The organism is candidate division KSB1 bacterium (genome assembly GCA_034506335.1).
Taxonomy (GTDB): Bacteria; Zhuqueibacterota; Zhuqueibacteria; order JANLFK01; family Oleimicrobiaceae; genus Oleimicrobium.
In genome coordinates this window covers 1-19,564 of sequence record JAPDPR010000004.1, presented here as the reverse complement: position 1 = coordinate 19,564, position 19,564 = coordinate 1, and the positions used below count along the sequence as shown (strand labels likewise).

Sequence of the window (19,564 nt, the reverse complement as noted above, 5' to 3'; positions counted from 1 at the left end):
TCCGGAAGGCGGAAAACGGTCCGCACCCCCACAGCGCTCATCGGCGCAGCAGTTCACTCCCGATACAAAGGGACTTTGTACACTCCGCCTTCGGCGGAAAGACACTCATTGTGCACGTTGATTTGGGAAGAAGGTGTTGGATGCTTGGCTTGGCACAACGGGCAACCAGTCACTGGCTTTGGGCGACAGCCTCCTCTGTGCTCTTGTCGAAAAAGTGCACCTTGCTCATGTCGAACACCACATCCATCCTTTCGCCAACGGCGGGTTCGCGACGGGCAGGAATCCTAGCCACCATCGAGTTGGGCCCGCAACTGAGGTACAGGAATATTTCGTTACCCATGGGTTCGACGACCTCTACCACACAGGTCGCCGTGGCTGCCTCCCGGACATGTCCGGCAAACTCGCCGAGATGAATGTCCTCCGGACGAATGCCAAAAATGATCTCGCGCTCCACATAGGGCTTGAGGAGGGACATCAGCGAAGCCGGAATGCGCAGGCGGAGCGGTGCAGCGTCGAACCACAGCCCATCTTGGTGGATAATGCGGCCCCCGAAAAAGTTCATTGCCGGGCTGCCGATGAATCCGGCGACAAACTTGTTCCTCGGGCGGTTGTAGAGCGTAAGCGGGTCGGCAATCTGCTGAATCACCCCGTCCTTCATCACCACGATCTTGTCCCCCATGGTCATTGCCTCTACCTGGTCGTGCGTGACGTAGATCATTGTCGTCTCCAGGCGTGCGTGGAGTTTGGAAATCTCCGTGCGCATTTGCACCCTAAGCTTGGCGTCGAGGTTGGAAAGCGGCTCATCGAAAAGAAACACTTTAGGTTTGCGCACGATTGCCCGTCCCACCGCAACCCGTTGCCGCTGACCCCCGGAAAGCGCCTTGGGTTTCCTGTCGAGTAAATCTTTGATCCCCAATATCTCCGCCGCCTCGTTAACGCGCTGCTCGATCTCCTTCTTCGGGTACTTGCGCAGCTTCAGCCCAAATGCCATGTTCTGGTACACGGTCATGTGCGGGTACAAGGCATAGTTCTGAAAGACCATGGCAATGTCCCGATCCTTCGGCGGCACATCATTAACCAAACGATCGCCGATGTAGATTTCCCCCTCGGTGACTTCCTCAAGCCCCGCAATCATGCGCAGGGTAGTGGACTTGCCACACCCAGAAGGGCCCACCAGCACCACAAACTCCTTGTCTTCAGCAGTAAACGTGGCTTTGTCTACTGCCACCACGTTCTTCTCGAATACCTTGGTAACTTCCTTCAGTTCCACCCTGGCCATAATTATTCAGCTCCGGATTGTTCGGTCAAGACGCATGAGGTTGAGCGCGCGTGCTTGGGTCTTTCACATGACGAGGACAGATAGGGGGCGTCAGGGACCAGAGCCGTCGCACAAACGGCACGGCAATATAGCAAATAATCGCAACTTTGTCAAGGTTTTTGTTAAGTGTCTGTCACATTGCGCGACGAAAACGTGTTTCCCCCTTTCGTCCGGCGTCACATCACGCCTCGGAGGCGAAGCCACCACCTGCCGTTGTCGACTGTTGGTCACCGCAGGCCCTCTTTCTGCCTAGCCCTCACCTGAATCAGAAAGGGCGATGGTAGGGCCGCGGCGCCCACGGCATTCCCCAGCAAAGGATCATCAGCCGACGCTCTTCTCTGTTGCGCCGCAGTGACCCGCTCCCGGGGGTTGAGCGACCGGACGGTTTTGCCCGGCGCGGTTGTTCCAGGCTCCGAGTATTTCGCCCACCGTGTAGTGGGAGCCGGTACAGAGGATCAGATCATCGGGCTCCGCGAAGCTCAGCGCACGGCCCAGGCCAGCCGCTGGCGAGTCCTCCACCGCGCTCGGCACTCCGTGCGCGCGAAACGCGGCCGCCAATTCCTCTGAAGGCAAGGCTCGTGGCGTTGCAGGGGCAACCGCTATGGCCCGGTGCGTGACCGGCGCTATGGCCTTCACCATCGCGTGGTAGTCTTTGTCGCGCATCACCCCCATGACCAGCAGGAGTCGCCGAAAGTGGAAGAGGCGCAGGGCCTCCACCACGCACTGCACTGCGGCCGGATTGTGTGCCACATCAACCACTATCGTGGGCAAGTCGCTGATCCTTTGCAGCCGCCCGGGCCAGTGGACCTTCGCGAGCCCCGCCCTGACCGCCTCGTGCGTGATGCGTGCTTCCTGCTGCGCCAGTAGGTGCGCCGCCCCGACGGCCAGCGCTGCGTTGCTCACCTGATGTCCCCCCACGAGGGACGTCTCTAGATGAAGCACGCTGAAATGCTCGTTGAGCAGTGAAAGACGGGTGATGCGGTCCGTTAGCGTCACATCGGCGACCTGATACAAGTCCTCCACGGTGAAGAAAGGGGCCCCCCGCTCTTCAGCTACGGAGCGGAGTACCGCTCTTGCCTCCGCACTGGCAGCCGAGGTGAGGCACGGGACCCCCGGCTTGATGATGCCTGCCTTCTCTAGGGCGATCTGCTCCACCGTGGCACCGAGCTGCTGCGTGTGGTCAATGTCGATGCTGGTGATGAGCGTAAGGAGCGGGTGGATGACGTTCGTGGCGTCCAACCGACCCCCTAATCCCACTTCCACGACGGCGATTTCCACATCCTGACGGGCGAAATGGAGAAAGGCAAGAGCAGTCATGGCCTCAAAAAAGGTGGCATTCAGCTCGTTTACCCATGGGCGAACCGTGGCAATCAGCTCGACAAAATCCTCCGCCGCGATGGGCACGCCGTTCACCACGATGCGCTCCTCAGGGCGCACCAGATGGGGCGACGTGTAAAGACCGGTACGGATCCCCGCGTGGGTGAGAATGGCAGCCAGCGTCGCCGCCGTCGACCCCTTGCCGTTGGTGCCGGCTATGTGCACGGTGGCGAACTGCCCCTGGGGGTTGCCAAGGCGCTCCAGCAGCGCGGTGATGCGCTCCAATCCCAAGCGCCAGCCAAAGCGGTGGAGGCCAAAGAGGTAGTCGATAAGCTCTTGTCTCTGGGCGGTCAGGATTTCCTCCTTCTGCAGGCGTGCGCCTATAGCTCAGTCAATGCGATAAGGGCTTTTCCAGTAGAAGCGCGTCAGCCCGCTGGGGGTACCGAACCAGATGTAGTCGCCATCCAAGCACAGCGAAAAGACCACGTTCGTAGGGAGGCCATCTTCCACGGTAAACAGGCGCCAGCGCTTCCGCTTGCGGTCGTACTGGAGCACCCCCTTATCGGTGGCTGCCCACACCGCACTGGTGTCAGCCGTCATGCGGTTGACCGGAGCACCAGTGCCAACCAGACGCGCAGGGGGTCGATACCACGTGCGCGAGCCCATGTCAAAGGCCTCGATCGTTTCTGTAGTGCCGAACCACAATTCTTGTCCGCAGCTGGTCACTGCTGTCACGGCGCGATTGACAGGCCCCTCCGGGGCGTTGTAGAAGCCGCCCGAGTCACGCGCACAGTCGTAGACGTAGATGCCGTACTCGGTGCCCATCCAGACCAGATTGTGGGTGCGCTCCAGGTCGTAGATATGAACGTCGCCGAGGGCTGGCCATTGGACCAGTTCCGCCACAAGGGAGTCGGTCCGCAGCGTGGCTCGGACTAGGCGGGTCACGCCGCGCGCGGTCGCCGCCCACACATACAGGGAATCCACGAGCACGTCGTTGACCTGCTCGTCAGGGAGCAGATGTGCCTTGCCAAAGGTCTTCCAAAGATTGCGGGAGCGGTCAAACCAAACCAGCCCGTGCGTGGTGCCAAGCCAGACCTCGCGGCCGTCAAGGGCGATGGCCCGGACGCTGGCATTCGAAAAGCCGGTAAACAGTCGCGGCTCATAGTATACCCACGAGTCTGCACCGTCCCACGCGGTCACACCCGGGAACACGTCCTCCTCAAATCCGCCAATCCACATCTCCCGGCCCTGCTTGGCAATGACCCGCGCATCCCGCTGACACAGGCCAAACGGGAGCATGGTGAGACGATAACTCTTGAGGTCCGCCCTCCCCACGCCCAGGCCCCACGAACCGAGCCACAGCACCTGCCACGGGTCATCAATCCAACAGGTCAAAGGGAACTGGCGGAGATTTGCATCCTGGAGCACACCGCGGCTGTCGTAAAAGAGTCCAGTCTCGGCAAAAAGGTGGGGCAACCTGGGGCGCGGCGCGCGCTGGCCGAACCAGACAACATCCTCCGGAGGGTCTGCGCCGACCAAGGAGAAACCCGAGGGGTCGCCCGCGAAAAACTGACCTCGCCCGGTCTCAAGCCAAACTTGCCGCTGAGCGAAGCCAATCGATTGTACCATGTCGCCGCTCTCCAGGCCCATTTCGTCGTAGAAAAGATTAGTCCACACCTGAGCAGCCGGGTGGAAGTAAGAGACCGACACCCCAGTAGCACACCAGAGCAAGCCGGTGGAAAAGTCATAGGCCACGCACCGCACATTGTTGTCGGCCAGTCCGTTGCTCAGCGTCCACGGGTAATCCCACCTGTTTCGATACCGGTCGTAACGAGCCACCCCTCCGGAGGTGGCAAAGTAGACGTACTGATCGCCTACCGCTGCGGCGTTCACATAGCGAAGCACCGAGTAGGTGACCCAATCCCCTGGCGCGTAGCGCGTGTTAGTGCCGCGAATACGCAGCTCTTGTGCCTGTGCCAGGGAAGCACAGGCAAGGCCAACGATCCCAATGAGCGGGGCTGCACCAATCAGCCCAGCTCGTAGGCGCGGAGGAAGGAGGTGAGAAATCATGATTCTTCCGCTCCTTGAGTTACAATCTCTTTTCCCGCTGCGATGTGGGCCTGCGCAAGCCGTCGAATGCGCTCCAGTCGTGCCCGACTGGCCCGCCCTTTCACTATGAGCTGCCCGTTCTGGCACTCCGCAGTCAACACCTCAGCCAGGGCGTAAACGCTGGCGACAAGCTTGCTGTCGCTTGCCGGCATCGCCAACTCGAACTCGACCAGAGACTGCTGCGCAAGACGGAGGATCTCCTCTCGCAGATGGTCCATGAAGATACCGCGGGTCGCTGATACGGCAACGCTGGGACGATGGGCCTCCATGAGCCCGGCCAAGATGCTCGTATCCGGCAAGAGGTCCACTTTGTTGAACACGGTGAGCATCGGGCGGTCCAGAGCGTTGAGCGCACCCAACACTTCGCGCACCGTCGCCATCTGCTCCGCATATTGCGGATGACTGACGTCCACTACATGGACCAACAGGTCGGCCCCCATCGATTCCTGCAGCGTGCTCATGAACGATGCCACCAAGTGGTGCGGAAGCTTGCGGATGAAGCCCACGGTGTCAATGAGCACTACGGTACGCTGCCCCACGTGCGCCATAACTCGCACGGTAGGGTCGAGAGTGGCAAAGAGCCGGTCTTCCACCAGCACCTCGGCATGCGTGAGCGCGTTGAGGATGGTGGATTTGCCCACGTTGGTGTAGCCTACCAGGGCGACCTGAAACAGGTCCTCGCGGTGTTTGCGACGCACGGCACGCTGTCGGTGCAGCTTGGCCAGTTCCTGGCGCAGCAAGGTAATGCGCCGTCTGACGCGACGCCGGTCCACTTCCAACTGCGTCTCACCTGGACCACGCAGACCTATGCCTCCCTCCTGGCGGGAAAGGTGGGTCCACTGCCGGGTGAGGCGGGGCAAGAGGTATTCCAGCTGCGCCAATTCCACTTGGGTCTTCGCCTCCCGTGTGCGCGCCCGACGAGCAAAGATGTCCAGAATCAACCCGCTCCGGTCTACAACACGCGCGCCACACCCCTTTTCCAGGTTGCGCACCTGCGCCGGACTTAGGTCATCGTCGAAAAGAAGAAGGTTGGCCCGATGCTGTCTGACCATGGCACGGAGCTCACCGACCTTACCCCGCCCAATGAAATAGGCCGGGTCGATCTCGCTCCGCTCCTGCACCACTCGCCCTACCACCTCCGCACCCGCAGTGTCGGCCAGGAGACTCAACTCTTCCAGATACTCTTCTACCGCGGCGCGACGCGTAGAACGGGTGGCAAGACCCACAACAATGGCCCGTTCCCGTGGCAGCGCCTCAGTTGTGCCCGATCTATTCAACTCCTCACCTCCGTCGCCCCTTCATCCAGGACCTCTCCTTTTTCCCGATAAAGGGCCATTTCCACCACCATGCACAAGAGCGCCAGCACCGCCAAGGGACGCCACAACTCCCGCCCCATCCTGGCCTGTTGCACGCTCTTGACCACATCCTCCCCCTCGGTCACCCAAGTCATGGTGGGGTAGCGAGTCCGCAAATCCTCCGTTTCAAGAGGCTCAAAACGGGACTCTCTCGGATCCATGTTCACCGCCAGACACGCCAATACCACGTCGTTGGCATAAAGTGTGTAGAAGCCGGGTTGCCGTGTCTGCAGGAATTCGGCCACATAACTTGTGCCCCGAAGCTGCGGAGCCACGGCCACCCGCGTGCCCTCGGGCGTTGCCCACTCGAGCCGCGCTTGCACGTGCTCTGGGCTCAGTTTGACGACGAGCGGCTGCCCGACTAGCGCCTCCGTCTCCTGCACCGCCTCCGTCTGCGCAAGGAATCGAACCGCACGGGATACCAATGGCGCGAACAAAGAGGAGACCGACAGCGTCGACCATTCCGGCTCAAAACCCGAGGCAAACATCACCACCCTGCCTTTACCCAGGCGAGCGTCGAGCAGGAAAGGATCACCGCTCGCGAATCGCATGATAACCTCCCTACTCCCCCCACCGCCCTTGGTACGCCACGCAGCGAAAAACTCCGGCGAGCGCACCTGGTGTTCTTTTTGATCGAACACCCCTTCGAACAGCGGGTGTCCGTAGTCGATGTCGCCCAGTTCGAAGCTGGAACTCGCCTGGCCGAGCATGCCCAGCATCTCTGCCAACACAGGAAGGCCGAAAGGCGAAAGGAGGCGTTCGTTCAACATCCGCACGTCGGTTTCCACTCCTGGGACCACCATCAGGCCGCCACCATCTTCTTCCACAAAGCGGCGGAGAATTGCCACGTCCTCGACGTTGAAAAGTGGGGCGTTGCAAAGCACCACCACTTTTTGTCCCGCCACGAGCTCGGTGCTCAGGCCTCCTGACCTCCGCACGGTAAGCTGGAAGAACGGCCGCTCGGCGCGCACAGGGTTCAATGCCAGCAGGAGGCGCTCTACCCCTGTGCCCTGACCGAGCACCAAGACAGGAACGTGGTCTGGGACCTTCAGGACGAAGAAGCGCTCGTCATCCAGGGGGAGGCCATCGTCTTCCACCACGAGGCTGCCCCTGAGAATGCCGGCCTGCTGGGGGACAAAGTTCATGGTCACGGCGGTGGCGTCGCCTGGTTCCAAACTCGCCGATGCCTGCGCCACCCTTTTCCCTTCCACGAAAAGCTGCAAGAGACGGTTTCGTTGCGCATGCGTGCCCGTGTTGCGCACCGTAGCCCGGACTTGCACCGCCCGCCCTTTTTCCACAATACGGCTCTCCACGCGCACGTCTTCCACCGCAAGGTTCTGCCAGTCGTCCACCTGCACGGGCAGGGCCAGAATGGGCACGTTCACGGTATCTGGCCCGGCTTCCTGGAAGGCACTGGCCTGAAAATCGGAGATCACATAGATTTCGCGCGCTGCGTGCGCCCCGGAGGCGGCGAGCGCAGCACCAAGGCGAATTGCACCCCCAAGATCGGTCCCTTCCCGCGACAACGTCTGCCGGTTAAGAAGATCGCTAAGCAGAGCCGAGCTCTCTAACGGGCCACTGACTGCCTGTCGGGGAGGAGAACCAGGAAGCACCACCCACGTTTCACTGCCGGGCGCTATCAAATCGGCGACCTTCTTGGCGCGTTCGACGCCGATCTCAAACAGCGTCCTGCCATCCCTCTCCCGTGCCATACTGGCAGAGTTATCGAGCACCATCACCACTGAAGAGGGCCCCGGGCCAAGGCCAACACTGGTACCTCGCAGTGCTGGCCTGGCAAAGGCCAACACGAGGAAAACGATGATCAGCGTCCGCAGCACCAACAGAAGGAGCTGGCGCAGCTTCAGCCTTTTCAGCTTACGTTGCTCCAACTGGCGGAGGAACACAAGCGAGCTAAAGGGGATGGTCTTGGCCTTGTGGCGGGTCAGCAGGTGCACCAGCACTGGGATGCCGGCCGCCACCAGACCAAACAGCACTGTGGGATTAAGGAAAGAGATCATCGAGGCGAGACCACCTCGCTAACGAACTGACTACGCACAGGCCCCTAACCTGACCCCCACCACTATCTATCGCGGTCGGCCAGAATCGTGGGCAAGCTCTTCCTCGACCAGATCGCATAGGGCGTGGATGATCACGGCGTGGCATTCCTGGATGCGCGCCGACTCCTTGCTGGGCACGATGAGGGCATAATCGCACTCCTGGGCGATGATGCCCCCATCGCAACCCAAAATGCCGACTGTGGTAATGCCATGGGCGCGCGCATACCGGAGCGCCTCCGCCACGTTGGCCGAATTGCCACTGGTGCTGATGCCCACCAGGACATCGCCTTTTACCCCCAGGCCCTCTACCTGCCGCACAAAGACCCGCTCGAAGCCGTAATCGTTCCCGACGGCGGTCAAGACCGAAGTATCGGTGCTCAACGCAAGGGTCGGCAAAGGAGCTCGCTCCTTCCTGAAGCGACCGATCATCTCCGCTGCAAAGTGCTGGGCGTCGGCCGCACTGCCACCATTGCCGCAGACCATGATCTTGCGCCCGGCCCGCATTGCCTCAATCATGACCCTGGCCACCTCGGCAAGACGAGCGGCCTGCAGCTCAGCCACCTGCCGCAGTAACGCGGCGCTTGCCGCAAACTGTGCTTGGACCTTGTCGATCATCGTAGGGGTGATACTCGTCATAGCCGCAACTATCTTTGCTTGCCGCGCAGGAGCCGCCTCAGGCGCTGGAAAGGCCCGGAGGACTCGCCGGCTCGCAAGGGGAGCGGCTCAGGGGCCTCAACCTTTTGGCCGGCGAGAATGCGGCGCGGGTTATCGATGAACAGGCGTGTGGCGGTTTCCTCTCCCCACCGTTCGGCGACCAACCCGAACGCCTCCTGCAACCGCGGACGCCGCGCACTGGCGCCGTGGGCGTCGCTGGCCACCACATGCACCAGCTGCGCATTGAGCAGCTGCTCGGCAAGACGTCGCACCTCAGGACCAAACACGCCCCGCAGGCTGCCAGAGTTGATTTGCAGCAAGGCCCCCCTTTCCACCAGGGTTTCCGCCACACCTGGGTCGCGCAAGATTGCCAAGTTCCGCTCCGGGTGCGCCACCAAGGGCGTGTAGCCGTCCATGATCAGATTGAAGAACTGCTCGCCCACGAAGGGCGGCACATTCTCCATGGGAAACTCCACCATGAAGTAGCGCCCATTTCCGCCCAGGGTGAAGAACGGCCCGTCCAGGCGCAGTTCATGATGGGCGTAGATTTCTGCCCCGAGGTGCAGGCGCAGCTTCAAGCCCCCCTGGTCGCGCACCCGACATAGCTCAGCAAAAAGGGCCTTGATCTCGTCCTGCCTGGCAAAGTCGGAAGGGCCAAGGATGTGCGGCGTAGCCACCAGCTCGACGATGCCGTCCTCCTCGGCCTGCCGCAGCATATCCCGGGCCTCTTCCCAGGAGCTGGGCCCGTCATCGAAGGAAGGCAGAATATGCGCGTGTAGGTCGATCACCAAAGTCTCTCAGCCGCACCCGGCTTATCAATAGGGCTCGGTGAAGAGCTCAAAGTGCGCTTGCGGATGCAAACAGGCCGGGCAGCGCTTTGGAGCCTCCTTTCCTTCGTGAATGTAGCCACAATTGTTGCACTTCCAGCGCACAGGGGTATCCCTGCGAAATACACGCCCTTTTTCCACATTCTCGGCCAGTTTCAGGTAGCGGCGCTCATGGGCCACTTCCACCTCCGCAACCTTCCTGAAGGCCACTGCGATCTCGGAAAAGCCCTCCTCCTCGGCCACGCGCGCAAACTCCGGATACATAGTGCTGTGTTCGTAGCGCTCGCCAGCTGCAGCCGCGCGGAGGTTCTCCAGGGTCGAACCGATTACACCCGCAGGAAACGCTGCGCTGATTTGAACCTCGCCCCCTTGCAAGAATTTGAAAAAGCGCTTGGCGTGCTCCTTCTCATTCTCGGCGGTCTCTAAGAAGATGTTGGCAATCTGCACAAAGCCCTCTTGGCGCGCTTGTGAGGCAAAGAAGGTGTAGCGGTTGCGCGCCTGCGACTCGCCAGCGAAAGCGGTGAGCAGGTTTTGCTCCGTTCTGGTTCCTTTCAGCTTTGCCATCTCACACCTCCGATGGGGTTTCTAATCTCGTGTGAAGAATATGCTACCCCCGCACGTGTACCGCCTGGGCAAAGTGACGAATAACCTCCCAATCGGCTTTTTGTTCCAGCACATTTCCCGTCACCACGAACGAGGCGCCAGCTTCTACCTTGAGGCGGGCCTCCTCAGGGGAGGTGATGCCTCCGCCGACCATCACCGGCACGGCAACATAGGAGCTCACCGCACGAATCATTTCGGCGGGTACCGACTGCGCTGCCCCCGAGCCTGCCTCCAAGTACACTAACTTCATGCCCAGGTACTGCGCGGCCAAGGCCGTAGCTGCCGCGATGTCTGGCTTGTGGCGAGGGATGGGCCGAGTGTTGCTCATGTACTCTGCCGAGGTAGTCTGGCCCGACTCGATGAGCATGTACGCCGTGGGGATGGGCTCCAGGCCGCATGCCTTTACCAGTGGCGCGGCCACGACCTGGTCGCCGATGAGGTGCTCTGCGTTCCGCCCACTGACCAGCGACATAAACAGAATGGCGTCGGCATGGGGGCTGACCTGGCGCACCCCGCCGGGAAAGATGATCACCGGGATGCTCAGGCGCTTTTTGAGTTCCCGCAACAGGTCTTCAAAGGACGGGGTCAGGAGCAGGCTGCCCCCAACAAGCAGGGCATCGACGCCTGCCTGCTGGCAGTACTCGGCACGCGCCGCTGCCTTGCTCACGTCCTCCTTGTCCGGGTCAAACAACACCAGGTAGCCGGCACCCCGACGCTCGCGGGTGCTCATCAGATAGTCGTACACTCGCACGATGAGTCCTTCGTCGGTCTCACGAGCGCAGCAGGCGCGCCACAATCTCGGGCACGGCCGCCAGAGCCTGGTCCACCCGGCTCAGGTCCTTTGCCCCTGCCTGGGCCATGCGCGCACCCCCACCACCGCCACTGCCGGTCAGTTTGCCCACCTCGCGCACAAGCGTCCCCGCGTGTAAGCGGTTGCTGTCGGCCAGGTCGGGAGTGACTACCGCCACAAAGTTCCCTTTCCCGTCCACATTGGCAAAGAGTACCCCGGCACCTGAGCCCAAGCGATCGCGCACCATGTCTGCTAATGACTTGAGCTCCTCTAAGTCGCTCACTTGCACGCGCCCGGTGACCAGCCTAATGCCCTCGATTTCCTGCACCCTGGCCACCAGCGAGCTGGCTTCGGCGCTCAGGTCCTTGCCCTTGCGGCTTTTCACTGCGCTCAACAATTCCTTTCTTTCCCGCAGCAGCGCCTCTAACCGCTGCACCATCTCGTCCGGCTGGCAGGAGAGGACCTGCGCGGCCTGGCGCAACAGTTCGCGTTCTTGCCGGGATCGTTCCACCGCCTTTTGGCCTGTAAGGGCCTCGATGCGCCGGACGCCGGCAGCCACTGCTGACTCACTGACAATGGAGAACACGCCGATCTCGCCGGTGGCACGCACGTGCGTCCCGCCACAAAGCTCCCGGGAGTAGTCATCCACCTCCAGCATGCGCACCATGTCTTCATACTTCTCGCCGAACAGAGCCACCGCCCCGCGCGCCTGGGCCTCCGCAAAGGGAAGAATCTCCCAACGCACTGGGTAATTGGCCTGAATGGCCTGGTTCACCATCTCCTCAATCTGCTCAAGCTCCGCGGCGCTCAGCTTTTCAAAATGGTTAAAGTCAAAGCGGAGGTAGTCAGGATGCACCAAGGAGCCTGCCTGGTGCGCATGGTCCCCCAGCACGGTGCGCAGGGCCTTGTGCAGCAGGTGGGTGGCGGTGTGGTTGCGCTCGGTGGCCCGCCGGCGCTCCTCGTCTACACGAGCCTCCACCTCATCGCCCGCCGCGAACGGGGCACCTTGCTCCCAATGGCCAAGGTGCACAATATGGTCGCCACTCCGCACGGTGTTCTCGACGCGAAATCTGGTGCGCTGGCCTGCGATCCATCCGGTGTCGCCCACCTGTCCGCCGCTCTCGGCATAGAACGGGGTAGTCTCCAGGACTACGCGCTCGGCATCGGCGTAGACGACGCGCGTCTGGGCGCTCAGCGTTTCATAACCGACAAACCGCGATCCTCCGGAGGGGAGGCCTGCTAACTCTGGAATGACGACACCGGCCTCAGCCGCAGCTGCCCGCGATCGAGATCGCTGTTCCTCCATCGCGGCGTTGAAACCTTCCACATCAACAGCAAGCCCGCGTTCGCGCGCCAGCAGTTGTGTCAGATCCAAGGGAAAGCCGTAGGTGTCGTGCAGGCGGAACGCATCCTCGCCTGGGAGGACCTTTTGCCCCTCCGCCAGCAATTGCTCCACCCGCTTTTCAAACTCGGCTAAGCCGCGGTCAAGGGTGCGGCTAAAGTTCTCCTCCTCGGCACGGATGACCCGTGCGATGTGCTGATGGCGGGCACGTAGCTCCGGATAGGCCTCGCCCATCATGTCCACCAACGGCGCCACCAGAGTAAAGATAAAGGGTTCATGCATCTCCAACACGCGGCCGAAGCGCGCTGCCCGCCGCAACAAGCGGCGCAACACATAACCCCGGCCTTCATTGGACGGGAGCGCCCCGTCGGCAATGGCAAACGACAACGCCCGCACATGGTCGGCAATGACGCGAAAGGCCACCGCCTGCTCGTCACTGCCCCCGCTGTAGCTCTTGCCAGTCCGCTCGGCAATAGCCTCGATTAGCGGCATGAACAGGTCGGTGTCATAGTTGGAACGCTTGCCCTGCAACACCGCCACCAGTCGCTCCAGCCCAGCGCCCGTGTCCACGTGCTTAGCCGGCAAGGGAGTACACACGCCGTCTTCCCCCCGATTGTACTGGATGAAGACCAGATTCCACAGCTCCAAGAAACGCGCGCAGCCGCCATTGACCCCACACACATGACCCGGTTCCGAAGAATCACAGAACTCCGGCCCGCGGTCGATATGGACCTCAGAGCAAGGGCCACAAGGCCCAGTGTCACCCATCTCCCAGAAATTGTCCTTCTCACCAAAACGGAGCACGTGTGCCGGATCGATATCGGTCACCTGTGGCCACAGCTCGGCAGCCTCGTCATCCTCGCGAAATACGGTGGCCCAGAGCCGCTCCTTGGGCAGGTGCCACACTTCGGTCAGGAGCTCCCACGCCCAGGCGATGGCCTCGCGCTTGTAGTAATCGCCAAAAGACCAATTGCCCAGCATTTCAAAGAAGGTGTGGTGGTACGTGTCCCGCCCCACTTCTTCCAGGTCGTTGTGTTTGCCGGAGACGCGGATGCACTTTTGCGAGTTGGCCACGCGCACATAGTCCCGTCGTCCTACGCCCAGGAACACGTCTTTGAACTGATTCATGCCGGCGTTGGTGAACATGAGCGTGGGGTCACCTACGGGTATGACCGGCGCACTGGGAATGATGCGATGCCCCTTGCTCTGGAAAAAGTCGAGAAATGATTGTCGAACTGTCGCTGCTTTCATCTGCGGTGTTTTCATCAATTCTGCCGTTATCGCGCCAGGCTTACACGCTGTCTTCGCCGTGGACTGCCAGTGGCAGCTCTGCCCAGCGCTCCATGATCTCGCTCACCAGGTCCCATGCAAACCCCCTGCGGAGGAGAAAATCCGCCACTCGTCGCTGCGCCTTTTCCTGCTCTGTGGTGGCCAGGAGACGCTTCTTCTTCCCGGCCAGCTCGTAGGCAAGCTGCCGCTGGTCCTTCTCGCGATAGGCCTCTGCGACAGCGGCCTCGATAGTCTCCTCAGCAATGCCTTTTTCCCGGAGCTCTCGACGGAGGAGAAACTCGCCACATGGCCTGGTGCTGATGCGGGAACGCGCGTAGCTGAGGGCGAACTGAAGATCATCCACCAACCCAGCGCGGCGAAGGGTGCGCAACGTGGAATCGGCGGCCTCCCCGAACCCGGCCTGCTCCAACCGAGTGCGCAGCTCCTTTTCGCTGCGGCTCCGTACGGAAAGCAGGCGCAAGGCCTTCTGCGTCGCCTGGTGCCTGCGCTCGGCGTTGAGCAGCCGCCGCACGTCTTGAGCGGTAAGAAAGTCCCCTACGCCAAATCCGCTTTCGGCGAGGACCTCGTGGTCGATGCCAAAGGCGAATTCTCCATCCAGGAAGACGTTCCGCCTCCTGCGGTCATGCTCCTGGATTTCGATAGCCGTGATCTGCCGCTTCTTGGTGCCCTTCATGCGGCAAGCCCGGGAAATCAGCTCTTACTGGCTGAGGAGCGCTCGGCGGCCACAGGGGCTGACTGTTCCTCTTGCTCTGGGAGCAGTCCGAGCGCCTCGCGCACCCGCCGTTCGATCTTTTCCAACAGCTCCGGAGACTGCTCCAAGTAGCGTTTCGCGTTGTCCCTTCCCTGGCCGATCTTCTCGTCGCCGAAGGAGAACCACGTACCGCTCTTCTCCACAATCTTGTGCTCCACCGCCAGGTCAAGGATGTCGCCGACGCGTGAGATGCCGCTGCCATAGAGGACGTCGAACTCGGCCTCGCGGAAGGGGGGCGCGACCTTGTTCTTGACGACCTTGACGCGCGTCCGGTTCCCCACCACGTTTTCGCCCTCCTTGATGGATCCCACGCGGCGGATGTCCAGCCGCACCGAGGCATAAAACTTCAGCGCTCGCCCTCCGGTGGTGGTCTCAGGGCTGCCGAACATAACGCCGATCTTTTCTCGGATCTGATTGATGAAAACGACGGCGGTCTTGGACTTGCTGATAGAGCCTGCCAGCTTGCGCATGGCCTGGGACATGAGGCGCGCCTGCAAGCCCATCTGCGCGTCGCCCATCTCCCCTTCGATCTCTGCCTTAGGCACGAGCGCGGCCACCGAGTCGATCACCACGATGTCCAGCGCCCCGCTGCGCACCAAGGTCTCGGTAATCTCCAGCGCCTGCTCGCCGGTATCGGGCTGAGAGATGAGGAGGTTATCGGTGTCCACGCCCAGCTTGCGGGCATAGTTGGCATCCAGCGCGTGCTCAGCGTCTATGAATGCCGCAATGCCGCCGGCCTTCTGTGCCTCTGCGATCATGTGCAACGCCAGGGTGGTCTTGCCAGAGGATTCCGGGCCAAACACTTCGATGATTCGCCCGCGGGGGATACCGCCGATGCCGATGGCAGCGTCCAGGGACAATGCCCCGGTGGAAATGGCTTCGATCTTGACCCGGGCCCGCTCCTCGCCCAGGCGCATCACAGAGCCGCGGCCGAACTGGCGCTCAATCTGCGCCAGCGCCAATTCCAAGGCCCGCTCCTTTTCGCTCTTCTGATCACTCATCGCGTGACCCCACCTTTGTTAGTCTCTTGCCAGCGCGATGCGGTGCAGCGCCGTGTATTCGGCACCACTGGGTTTGAGGTCGCTGCGCATGACCACCACCTCCTGCACCGCAAAGCTGCCACCCACAAAGTTCGTCTGTTGCAGGGCGCGCACCACCGGCTCCACCCCTCGCGGGTCCTTCACCCTTCCGAGTGTCAGGTGAGGTGAGAAATCTCGTCCCTCACGCGGAAAGCCCAGCGGCAGCAACTGGAGTTCCACCGCCTGAGCCAGCGCCTTCAGGCGTCCGCTTGGTTCCTCGACCCCTACCCAGAGTACGCGCGGGCGGCGAAAGTCCGGAAAAGCCCCTGTCCCTGCAATGCTCACCTCAAACGGCTCAATCCCTCGCGCAGCGCGTCCCACCGCCTCGGCCACCTGGGTAATCTGCCCCTCGTCAACGTCGCCGAGAAACTTCAGCGTCAGGTGTATCCCCTCCGGCCGCGTCCAAGTCACCCGCGCTCCAAGGGCACGCAACTGGCCCTGCAGCGTGGCTATCTGCTCTTTCTGCGCAGCTGGGATATCGATGGCGATAAAAGTCCTGACCTTAGCCACCTCACATCGCCTCATTGATCACGGGCAGCCCAGCAAGGTACCGCCGCACCATGTCCAGCGCTGCTGCCGCAGCCCGCTCCTTGTTGCCGACTCGATCCAAGGAAAAGACGCTGCGCTTACACACGCTTTGCGCACTGTCGGCCAGGCCTATGTAGACGAGGCCCACCGGTTTGGTGGGGGTGGCTCCCGTAGGACCGGCAATGCCGGTCGTGGAAAGGCCCAAATCAGTCCCAGCTACCCGGCGGATACCTTCGGCCATAGCGACGGCTACCTCCGCGCTCACTGCTCCGTGCTGGGCTATGAGCTCAGGAGGCACACCCAGAAGCTGCACTTTTGCCTGATTGCTGTAGGCGACCACCCCGCGCTCGAAATACGATGAGCTTCCAGAGACGTTGGTCAGGCGATGGGCCACCAACCCCCCGGTGCACGACTCGGCCACGGCGATGGTCTTTCCCGCGCCGCTCAGCAGCTGCCCCACCGCCTCTTCCAACGAGCAGTCGTCCACTCCGTAAATGAACTCGCCAACCCTGGTACGCGCCATCTGCTCGCTCTGGGCGATGGCCTCCACGCAGGCGGCGCGGTTTTCTCCCTCAGCGGTGAGGCGCACATCCACGCCTGTGCGATGGGCCTGAAATGCGACCCGGACCGTCCGGTTCTCTTCCAGCCCCTGGAGTCGCTCGGCCAAGGTGGATTCTGGGATGCCCACCGTGCGGAGCACGCGCTCCACCACGCACCAGCCTGCAGTCCGTGTGCGCAGACGCGGCAACACCTCTTGCTCCATCATAGCGCGCATCTCGCCCGGGACTCCAGGCAGGGCGAAGGCCACTGCTCCTTGCCAGCTGAACATGAAACCCGGGGCCGTACCCAGCGGATTGCGCAGTATGGTGGCACCTCGCGGGATGTGGGCCTGGCGCTCGTTGTTCGCGCTCATGGGCAAGCCGCGCGCCGCAAAGCGCGCCCGAATAGCCTCCAAGGCCTCCTGGTCCACCACCAGAGGCACTCGGAGCAGCTGTGCCACCACCTCCCTGGTCAGATCGTCCGGTGTCGGGCCTAACCCGCCGGTGATGAGCACCACCTGAGCGCGGGAAAGTGCCCGCTGCAGAGCATCCCGCATCTGCTCGGGGTCGTCCCCAACCGTGGTCATCCACTGCGGGACCACACCCACGCCTCGGAGGGCACGTGCTAAGAACTGTGCGTTGCTATTGACCACGTGGCCAGCCAGGAGCTCATCGCCGATGGCAACCAGCTCGGCAACCACGCGTGCGGCGTGCGCCATCAACTTCTCCAGTGTTGCACCAGGGGAAATATAAGCAATTCTGCAAGAAAAAACAAAGGTGAGTTTTCACCGGAGCCAACCCACCTCGCGCAGAAGCACGGCACGCTGCAAAGGGAAAATTCAGGAGATTATCTTCAGCACCACATGCAGTCCCAGGCACGTGTACAGGCCGGCCATCAAATCATCGGCCATCACCCCCCATCCAGCCGGCAATTCTTGGAGCTCGTCCACAGGGAAGGGCTTGACCACATCGAGAAGTCGAAACAGCACAAAAGCCGCGGCGAAAGCAGCTGGCGTCCTGGGCACTCCGGACAGGGCAACGAGCATGCCCACCACTTCGTCAATGTTGATCTGCGAGGCATCGTGGCCGTACACGCGTTCTGCGCGCGAGGCGGCCGCGATGCCAAGGGGGATCAGCACCGCCAAAACCGCTGCCCAGCCCAGCAGGCCAGGGCGCGGGAGCACGAACGCGAGCACCAGGGCCAAGAAACTGCCGGCCGTCCCGGGCGCCACCGGCGAGAATCCCGTGTACAGCCCGGTGGCGCAAAGCTTAGTTAGCGGGCTCATACGCGCGCCCCCCGCGGGATGAGCGCGCGCACCAATGCAGCCGCCACCTGCCGTACATGGGACCGGTTGTCGATCAAGTAGAGCACGCCGGTGATCACCGTCAGGCAGGTGACAAAGAACATCAGCTTGTCCACGAGGCCCCAGCGGTGGATGCTCTCCAGGGGCCGGCTTGCCCACGGTTTCCCACCGAAGGTCCGCTCTGCCAACATGTACCCCATCACCACGTACACGGCCAAGGCCTGCGCGGCCGTCTTCATGCGCGCCAGACCCATGGTCACCACCGGCTGCCGCTTCCACATGGCATACGAGCGCAAGCCGGTGATCACCGCATCGCGCACGGCAATGACCACCACCATCCACACTGCCACGTATCCCTGTATCGCCAGACAGATAAGTGCGGCGGTGATCAAGATCTTGTCTGCCAACGGGTCTAGGAATTTGCCCCAGGTGCTCACGGCCCCAAACCGGCGGGCCACATAGCCATCATACAGGTCAGTGAGCGACGCCACCACAAAAATCAGACACCCCGCGTAGACGCTGAGAAGGTCCTCGCCCATGACCAGGACCACGAACACCGGCGTGAGCGCAATGCGCAACAGGGTCAAGCCATTGGCAAGCGTCATAGTTCCCCACGTGGTTTGCAGTCACTGCTGACGGGCAGCCTGCTCGCACAGACGCACCAGCTGCTCCCACCTCCGGTCCACTTCTGCCTGGGCCGCCTCCAGCAGGTGGGCATTTTCCGCCCGGTGCAAATGACGAAACCGCCCTTGGTGCTTGGTCCATTCACTCAGCGGCTTCTTTTCCTTTGGTCGGTAGTTCAAGATGCGTACGCCGTGGTCGTACTCGTAGAGAGGCCAGAAACAGGTCTCCACCGCAAGGCGCGCCATCTCGACACCCATTTCCTGGGGGAAACGCCAGCCTGGGGGGCACGGCGCAAGGATGTTGATGAAGGTGGGACCCTCCACCGCCAGCGCCCGCTCCACCTTGCGGTTCAAGTCCTTCCAATGGCTTACACTCGCCTGCGCCGCATAAGGGACATCATGCGCGATGACGATCTCAGTCAGATTCTTGGGGAATTGCCTTTTGCCTTTGTGCACCTTGCCGGCCGGAGCCGTCTTGGTATCGGCGGCAAAAGGGGTGGCACTGGAACGTTGGATCCCGGTGTTCATATAGGCTTCGTTGTCGTAACAGACGTAGAGGAAGTTGTGTCCTCGTTCCAGGGCGCCGGAAAGCGACTGTAAGCCGATGTCATAGGTGCCGCCATCTCCCCCAAAAGCTACAAACTTGATATCCTTCTCCACCCGACCCTGCCGCTTCAGTGCTCGGTAGGCGGCTTCCACGCCGCTAATGGTCGCTGCGACGTTTTCGAACGCGTTGTGGATGAATGGCACCTTCCACGCCGTGTAAGGAAAGATGGTGGTGACCACTTCCATGCATCCGGTAGCACAACCACACACCACATGCCCCTGCACGGAGCGCAGTACCTGATGAAAAGCAATGATCGGGACGCACCCTGCGCACGCTCGGTGCCCAGGCGACAACTTATCCCCACGCTGTGCAAGCTCCTTGATGGTCGCCATACAGGACTCTCCGCACTCAAAGAGGGCGCGCTATTCGCGCAAGCCCAGATAGCCCACTTCGAAAGCCACCCGCCCGGTGGCAATTATCTGCCGCAAATCGGCATAGACCTGGTAGATGTGTTCCGGTTCCAAGTCCCGT

17 protein-coding genes are annotated in these 19,564 nt (G+C 61.7%); all 17 read right to left on the bottom strand.

From position 1 onward, the window contains the following. Positions 1 to 169: 169 nt before the first annotated feature. The 17 genes from ugpC to ONB25_02455 all read right to left on the bottom strand — a co-directional run bounded on the left by ugpC (position 170) and on the right by ONB25_02455 (position 19,425). Positions 170 to 1,279, bottom strand: a complete 1,110-nt coding sequence (gene ugpC, locus ONB25_02535; GenBank protein ID MDZ7391763.1) for a sn-glycerol-3-phosphate ABC transporter ATP-binding protein UgpC — start codon at positions 1,277 to 1,279, stop codon at positions 170 to 172. A 360-nt stretch (positions 1,280 to 1,639) separates the two neighbouring features. Continuing rightward, complete coding sequence (locus ONB25_02530) at positions 1,640 to 2,920, bottom strand: bifunctional folylpolyglutamate synthase/dihydrofolate synthase (protein MDZ7391762.1); 1,281 nt, start codon at positions 2,918 to 2,920, stop codon at positions 1,640 to 1,642. A 102-nt stretch (positions 2,921 to 3,022) separates the two neighbouring features. Then, on the bottom strand, positions 3,023 to 4,705 hold the full coding sequence (locus tag ONB25_02525; GenBank protein MDZ7391761.1) for a hypothetical protein: 1,683 nt from the start codon (positions 4,703 to 4,705) through the stop codon (positions 3,023 to 3,025). Next, the gene (gene hflX, locus ONB25_02520; GenBank protein ID MDZ7391760.1) at positions 4,702 to 6,021 is read right to left on the bottom strand and encodes a GTPase HflX; all 1,320 of its coding nucleotides are present in this window, start codon (positions 6,019 to 6,021) and stop codon (positions 4,702 to 4,704) included. Before hflX ends, ONB25_02525 begins: the two co-directional genes overlap by 4 nt. Further along, positions 6,018 to 8,117 (bottom strand): BatA domain-containing protein, encoded by a 2,100-nt coding sequence (locus tag ONB25_02515; protein ID MDZ7391759.1) that lies wholly within the window; start codon positions 8,115 to 8,117, stop codon positions 6,018 to 6,020. The genes hflX and ONB25_02515 overlap by 4 nt, the downstream gene beginning before the upstream one ends. A gap of 66 nt (positions 8,118 to 8,183) precedes the next feature. Next, the gene (locus ONB25_02510) at positions 8,184 to 8,792 is read right to left on the bottom strand and encodes a D-sedoheptulose 7-phosphate isomerase (protein ID MDZ7391758.1); all 609 of its coding nucleotides are present in this window, start codon (positions 8,790 to 8,792) and stop codon (positions 8,184 to 8,186) included. Between the two features lie 8 nt (positions 8,793 to 8,800). Continuing rightward, positions 8,801 to 9,598, bottom strand: coding sequence for a hypothetical protein (locus ONB25_02505; protein ID MDZ7391757.1), 798 nt, complete (start codon positions 9,596 to 9,598; stop codon positions 8,801 to 8,803). A 27-nt stretch (positions 9,599 to 9,625) separates the two neighbouring features. Beyond that, positions 9,626 to 10,201 (bottom strand): rubrerythrin family protein, encoded by a 576-nt coding sequence (locus ONB25_02500; GenBank protein ID MDZ7391756.1) that lies wholly within the window; start codon positions 10,199 to 10,201, stop codon positions 9,626 to 9,628. Between the two features lie 43 nt (positions 10,202 to 10,244). Beyond that, the gene (locus tag ONB25_02495; protein ID MDZ7391755.1) at positions 10,245 to 10,991 is read right to left on the bottom strand and encodes a geranylgeranylglyceryl/heptaprenylglyceryl phosphate synthase; all 747 of its coding nucleotides are present in this window, start codon (positions 10,989 to 10,991) and stop codon (positions 10,245 to 10,247) included. A 19-nt stretch (positions 10,992 to 11,010) separates the two neighbouring features. Beyond that, positions 11,011 to 13,638 carry an alanine--tRNA ligase gene (alaS, locus tag ONB25_02490; protein ID MDZ7391754.1) on the bottom strand — a complete coding sequence of 876 codons (2,628 nt, stop codon included), beginning with the start codon at positions 13,636 to 13,638 and terminating at the stop codon, positions 11,011 to 11,013. A 25-nt stretch (positions 13,639 to 13,663) separates the two neighbouring features. Next, entirely contained in the window at positions 13,664 to 14,335 is a 672-nt protein-coding gene (locus tag ONB25_02485; GenBank protein ID MDZ7391753.1) for a RecX family transcriptional regulator, read from the bottom strand. A 17-nt stretch (positions 14,336 to 14,352) separates the two neighbouring features. Beyond that, the gene (gene recA / locus ONB25_02480; protein ID MDZ7391752.1) at positions 14,353 to 15,414 is read right to left on the bottom strand and encodes a recombinase RecA; all 1,062 of its coding nucleotides are present in this window, start codon (positions 15,412 to 15,414) and stop codon (positions 14,353 to 14,355) included. Positions 15,415 to 15,432: 18 nt separating this feature from the next. Then, positions 15,433 to 16,002, bottom strand: coding sequence for an RNA 2',3'-cyclic phosphodiesterase (thpR, locus tag ONB25_02475; protein ID MDZ7391751.1), 570 nt, complete (start codon positions 16,000 to 16,002; stop codon positions 15,433 to 15,435). 1 nt (position 16,003) lies between these two features. Further along, entirely contained in the window at positions 16,004 to 17,278 is a 1,275-nt protein-coding gene (locus ONB25_02470) for a competence/damage-inducible protein A (GenBank protein MDZ7391750.1), read from the bottom strand. Between the two features lie 120 nt (positions 17,279 to 17,398). Then, a complete protein-coding gene (locus ONB25_02465) occupies positions 17,399 to 17,845 on the bottom strand; it encodes a phosphatidylglycerophosphatase A (GenBank protein MDZ7391749.1) in 447 nt (148 codons plus the stop codon). Continuing rightward, positions 17,842 to 18,468, bottom strand: a complete 627-nt coding sequence (gene pgsA / locus ONB25_02460; GenBank protein MDZ7391748.1) for a CDP-diacylglycerol--glycerol-3-phosphate 3-phosphatidyltransferase — start codon at positions 18,466 to 18,468, stop codon at positions 17,842 to 17,844. Before pgsA ends, ONB25_02465 begins: the two co-directional genes overlap by 4 nt. A gap of 21 nt (positions 18,469 to 18,489) precedes the next feature. Then, positions 18,490 to 19,425 carry a thiamine pyrophosphate-dependent enzyme gene (locus ONB25_02455; protein MDZ7391747.1) on the bottom strand — a complete coding sequence of 312 codons (936 nt, stop codon included), beginning with the start codon at positions 19,423 to 19,425 and terminating at the stop codon, positions 18,490 to 18,492. Between the last annotated feature and the right edge of the window lie 139 nt (positions 19,426 to 19,564).

Bases quoted from the DNA above. Each gene is read 5' to 3' on its own strand.
- ugpC (MDZ7391763.1), bottom strand. From the start codon at position 1,279: ATGGCCAGGGTGGAACTGAAGGAAGTTACCAAGGTATTCGAGAAGAAC.
- ONB25_02525 (MDZ7391761.1), bottom strand. From the start codon at position 4,705: ATGATTTCTCACCTCCTTCCTCCGCGCCTACGAGCTGGGCTGATTGGT.
- ONB25_02515 (MDZ7391759.1), bottom strand. From the start codon at position 8,117: ATGATCTCTTTCCTTAATCCCACAGTGCTGTTTGGTCTGGTGGCGGCC.
- ONB25_02510 (MDZ7391758.1), bottom strand. From the start codon at position 8,792: ATGACGAGTATCACCCCTACGATGATCGACAAGGTCCAAGCACAGTTT.
- ONB25_02500 (MDZ7391756.1), bottom strand. From the start codon at position 10,201: ATGGCAAAGCTGAAAGGAACCAGAACGGAGCAAAACCTGCTCACCGCT.
- alaS (MDZ7391754.1), bottom strand. From the start codon at position 13,638: ATGAAAACACCGCAGATGAAAGCAGCGACAGTTCGACAATCATTTCTC.
- ONB25_02485 (MDZ7391753.1), bottom strand. From the start codon at position 14,335: ATGAAGGGCACCAAGAAGCGGCAGATCACGGCTATCGAAATCCAGGAG.
- recA (MDZ7391752.1), bottom strand. From the start codon at position 15,414: ATGAGTGATCAGAAGAGCGAAAAGGAGCGGGCCTTGGAATTGGCGCTG.
- ONB25_02470 (MDZ7391750.1), bottom strand. From the start codon at position 17,278: ATGGCGCACGCCGCACGCGTGGTTGCCGAGCTGGTTGCCATCGGCGAT.
- ONB25_02465 (MDZ7391749.1), bottom strand. From the start codon at position 17,845: ATGAGCCCGCTAACTAAGCTTTGCGCCACCGGGCTGTACACGGGATTC.
- pgsA (MDZ7391748.1), bottom strand. From the start codon at position 18,468: ATGACGCTTGCCAATGGCTTGACCCTGTTGCGCATTGCGCTCACGCCG.
- ONB25_02455 (MDZ7391747.1), bottom strand. From the start codon at position 19,425: ATGGCGACCATCAAGGAGCTTGCACAGCGTGGGGATAAGTTGTCGCCT.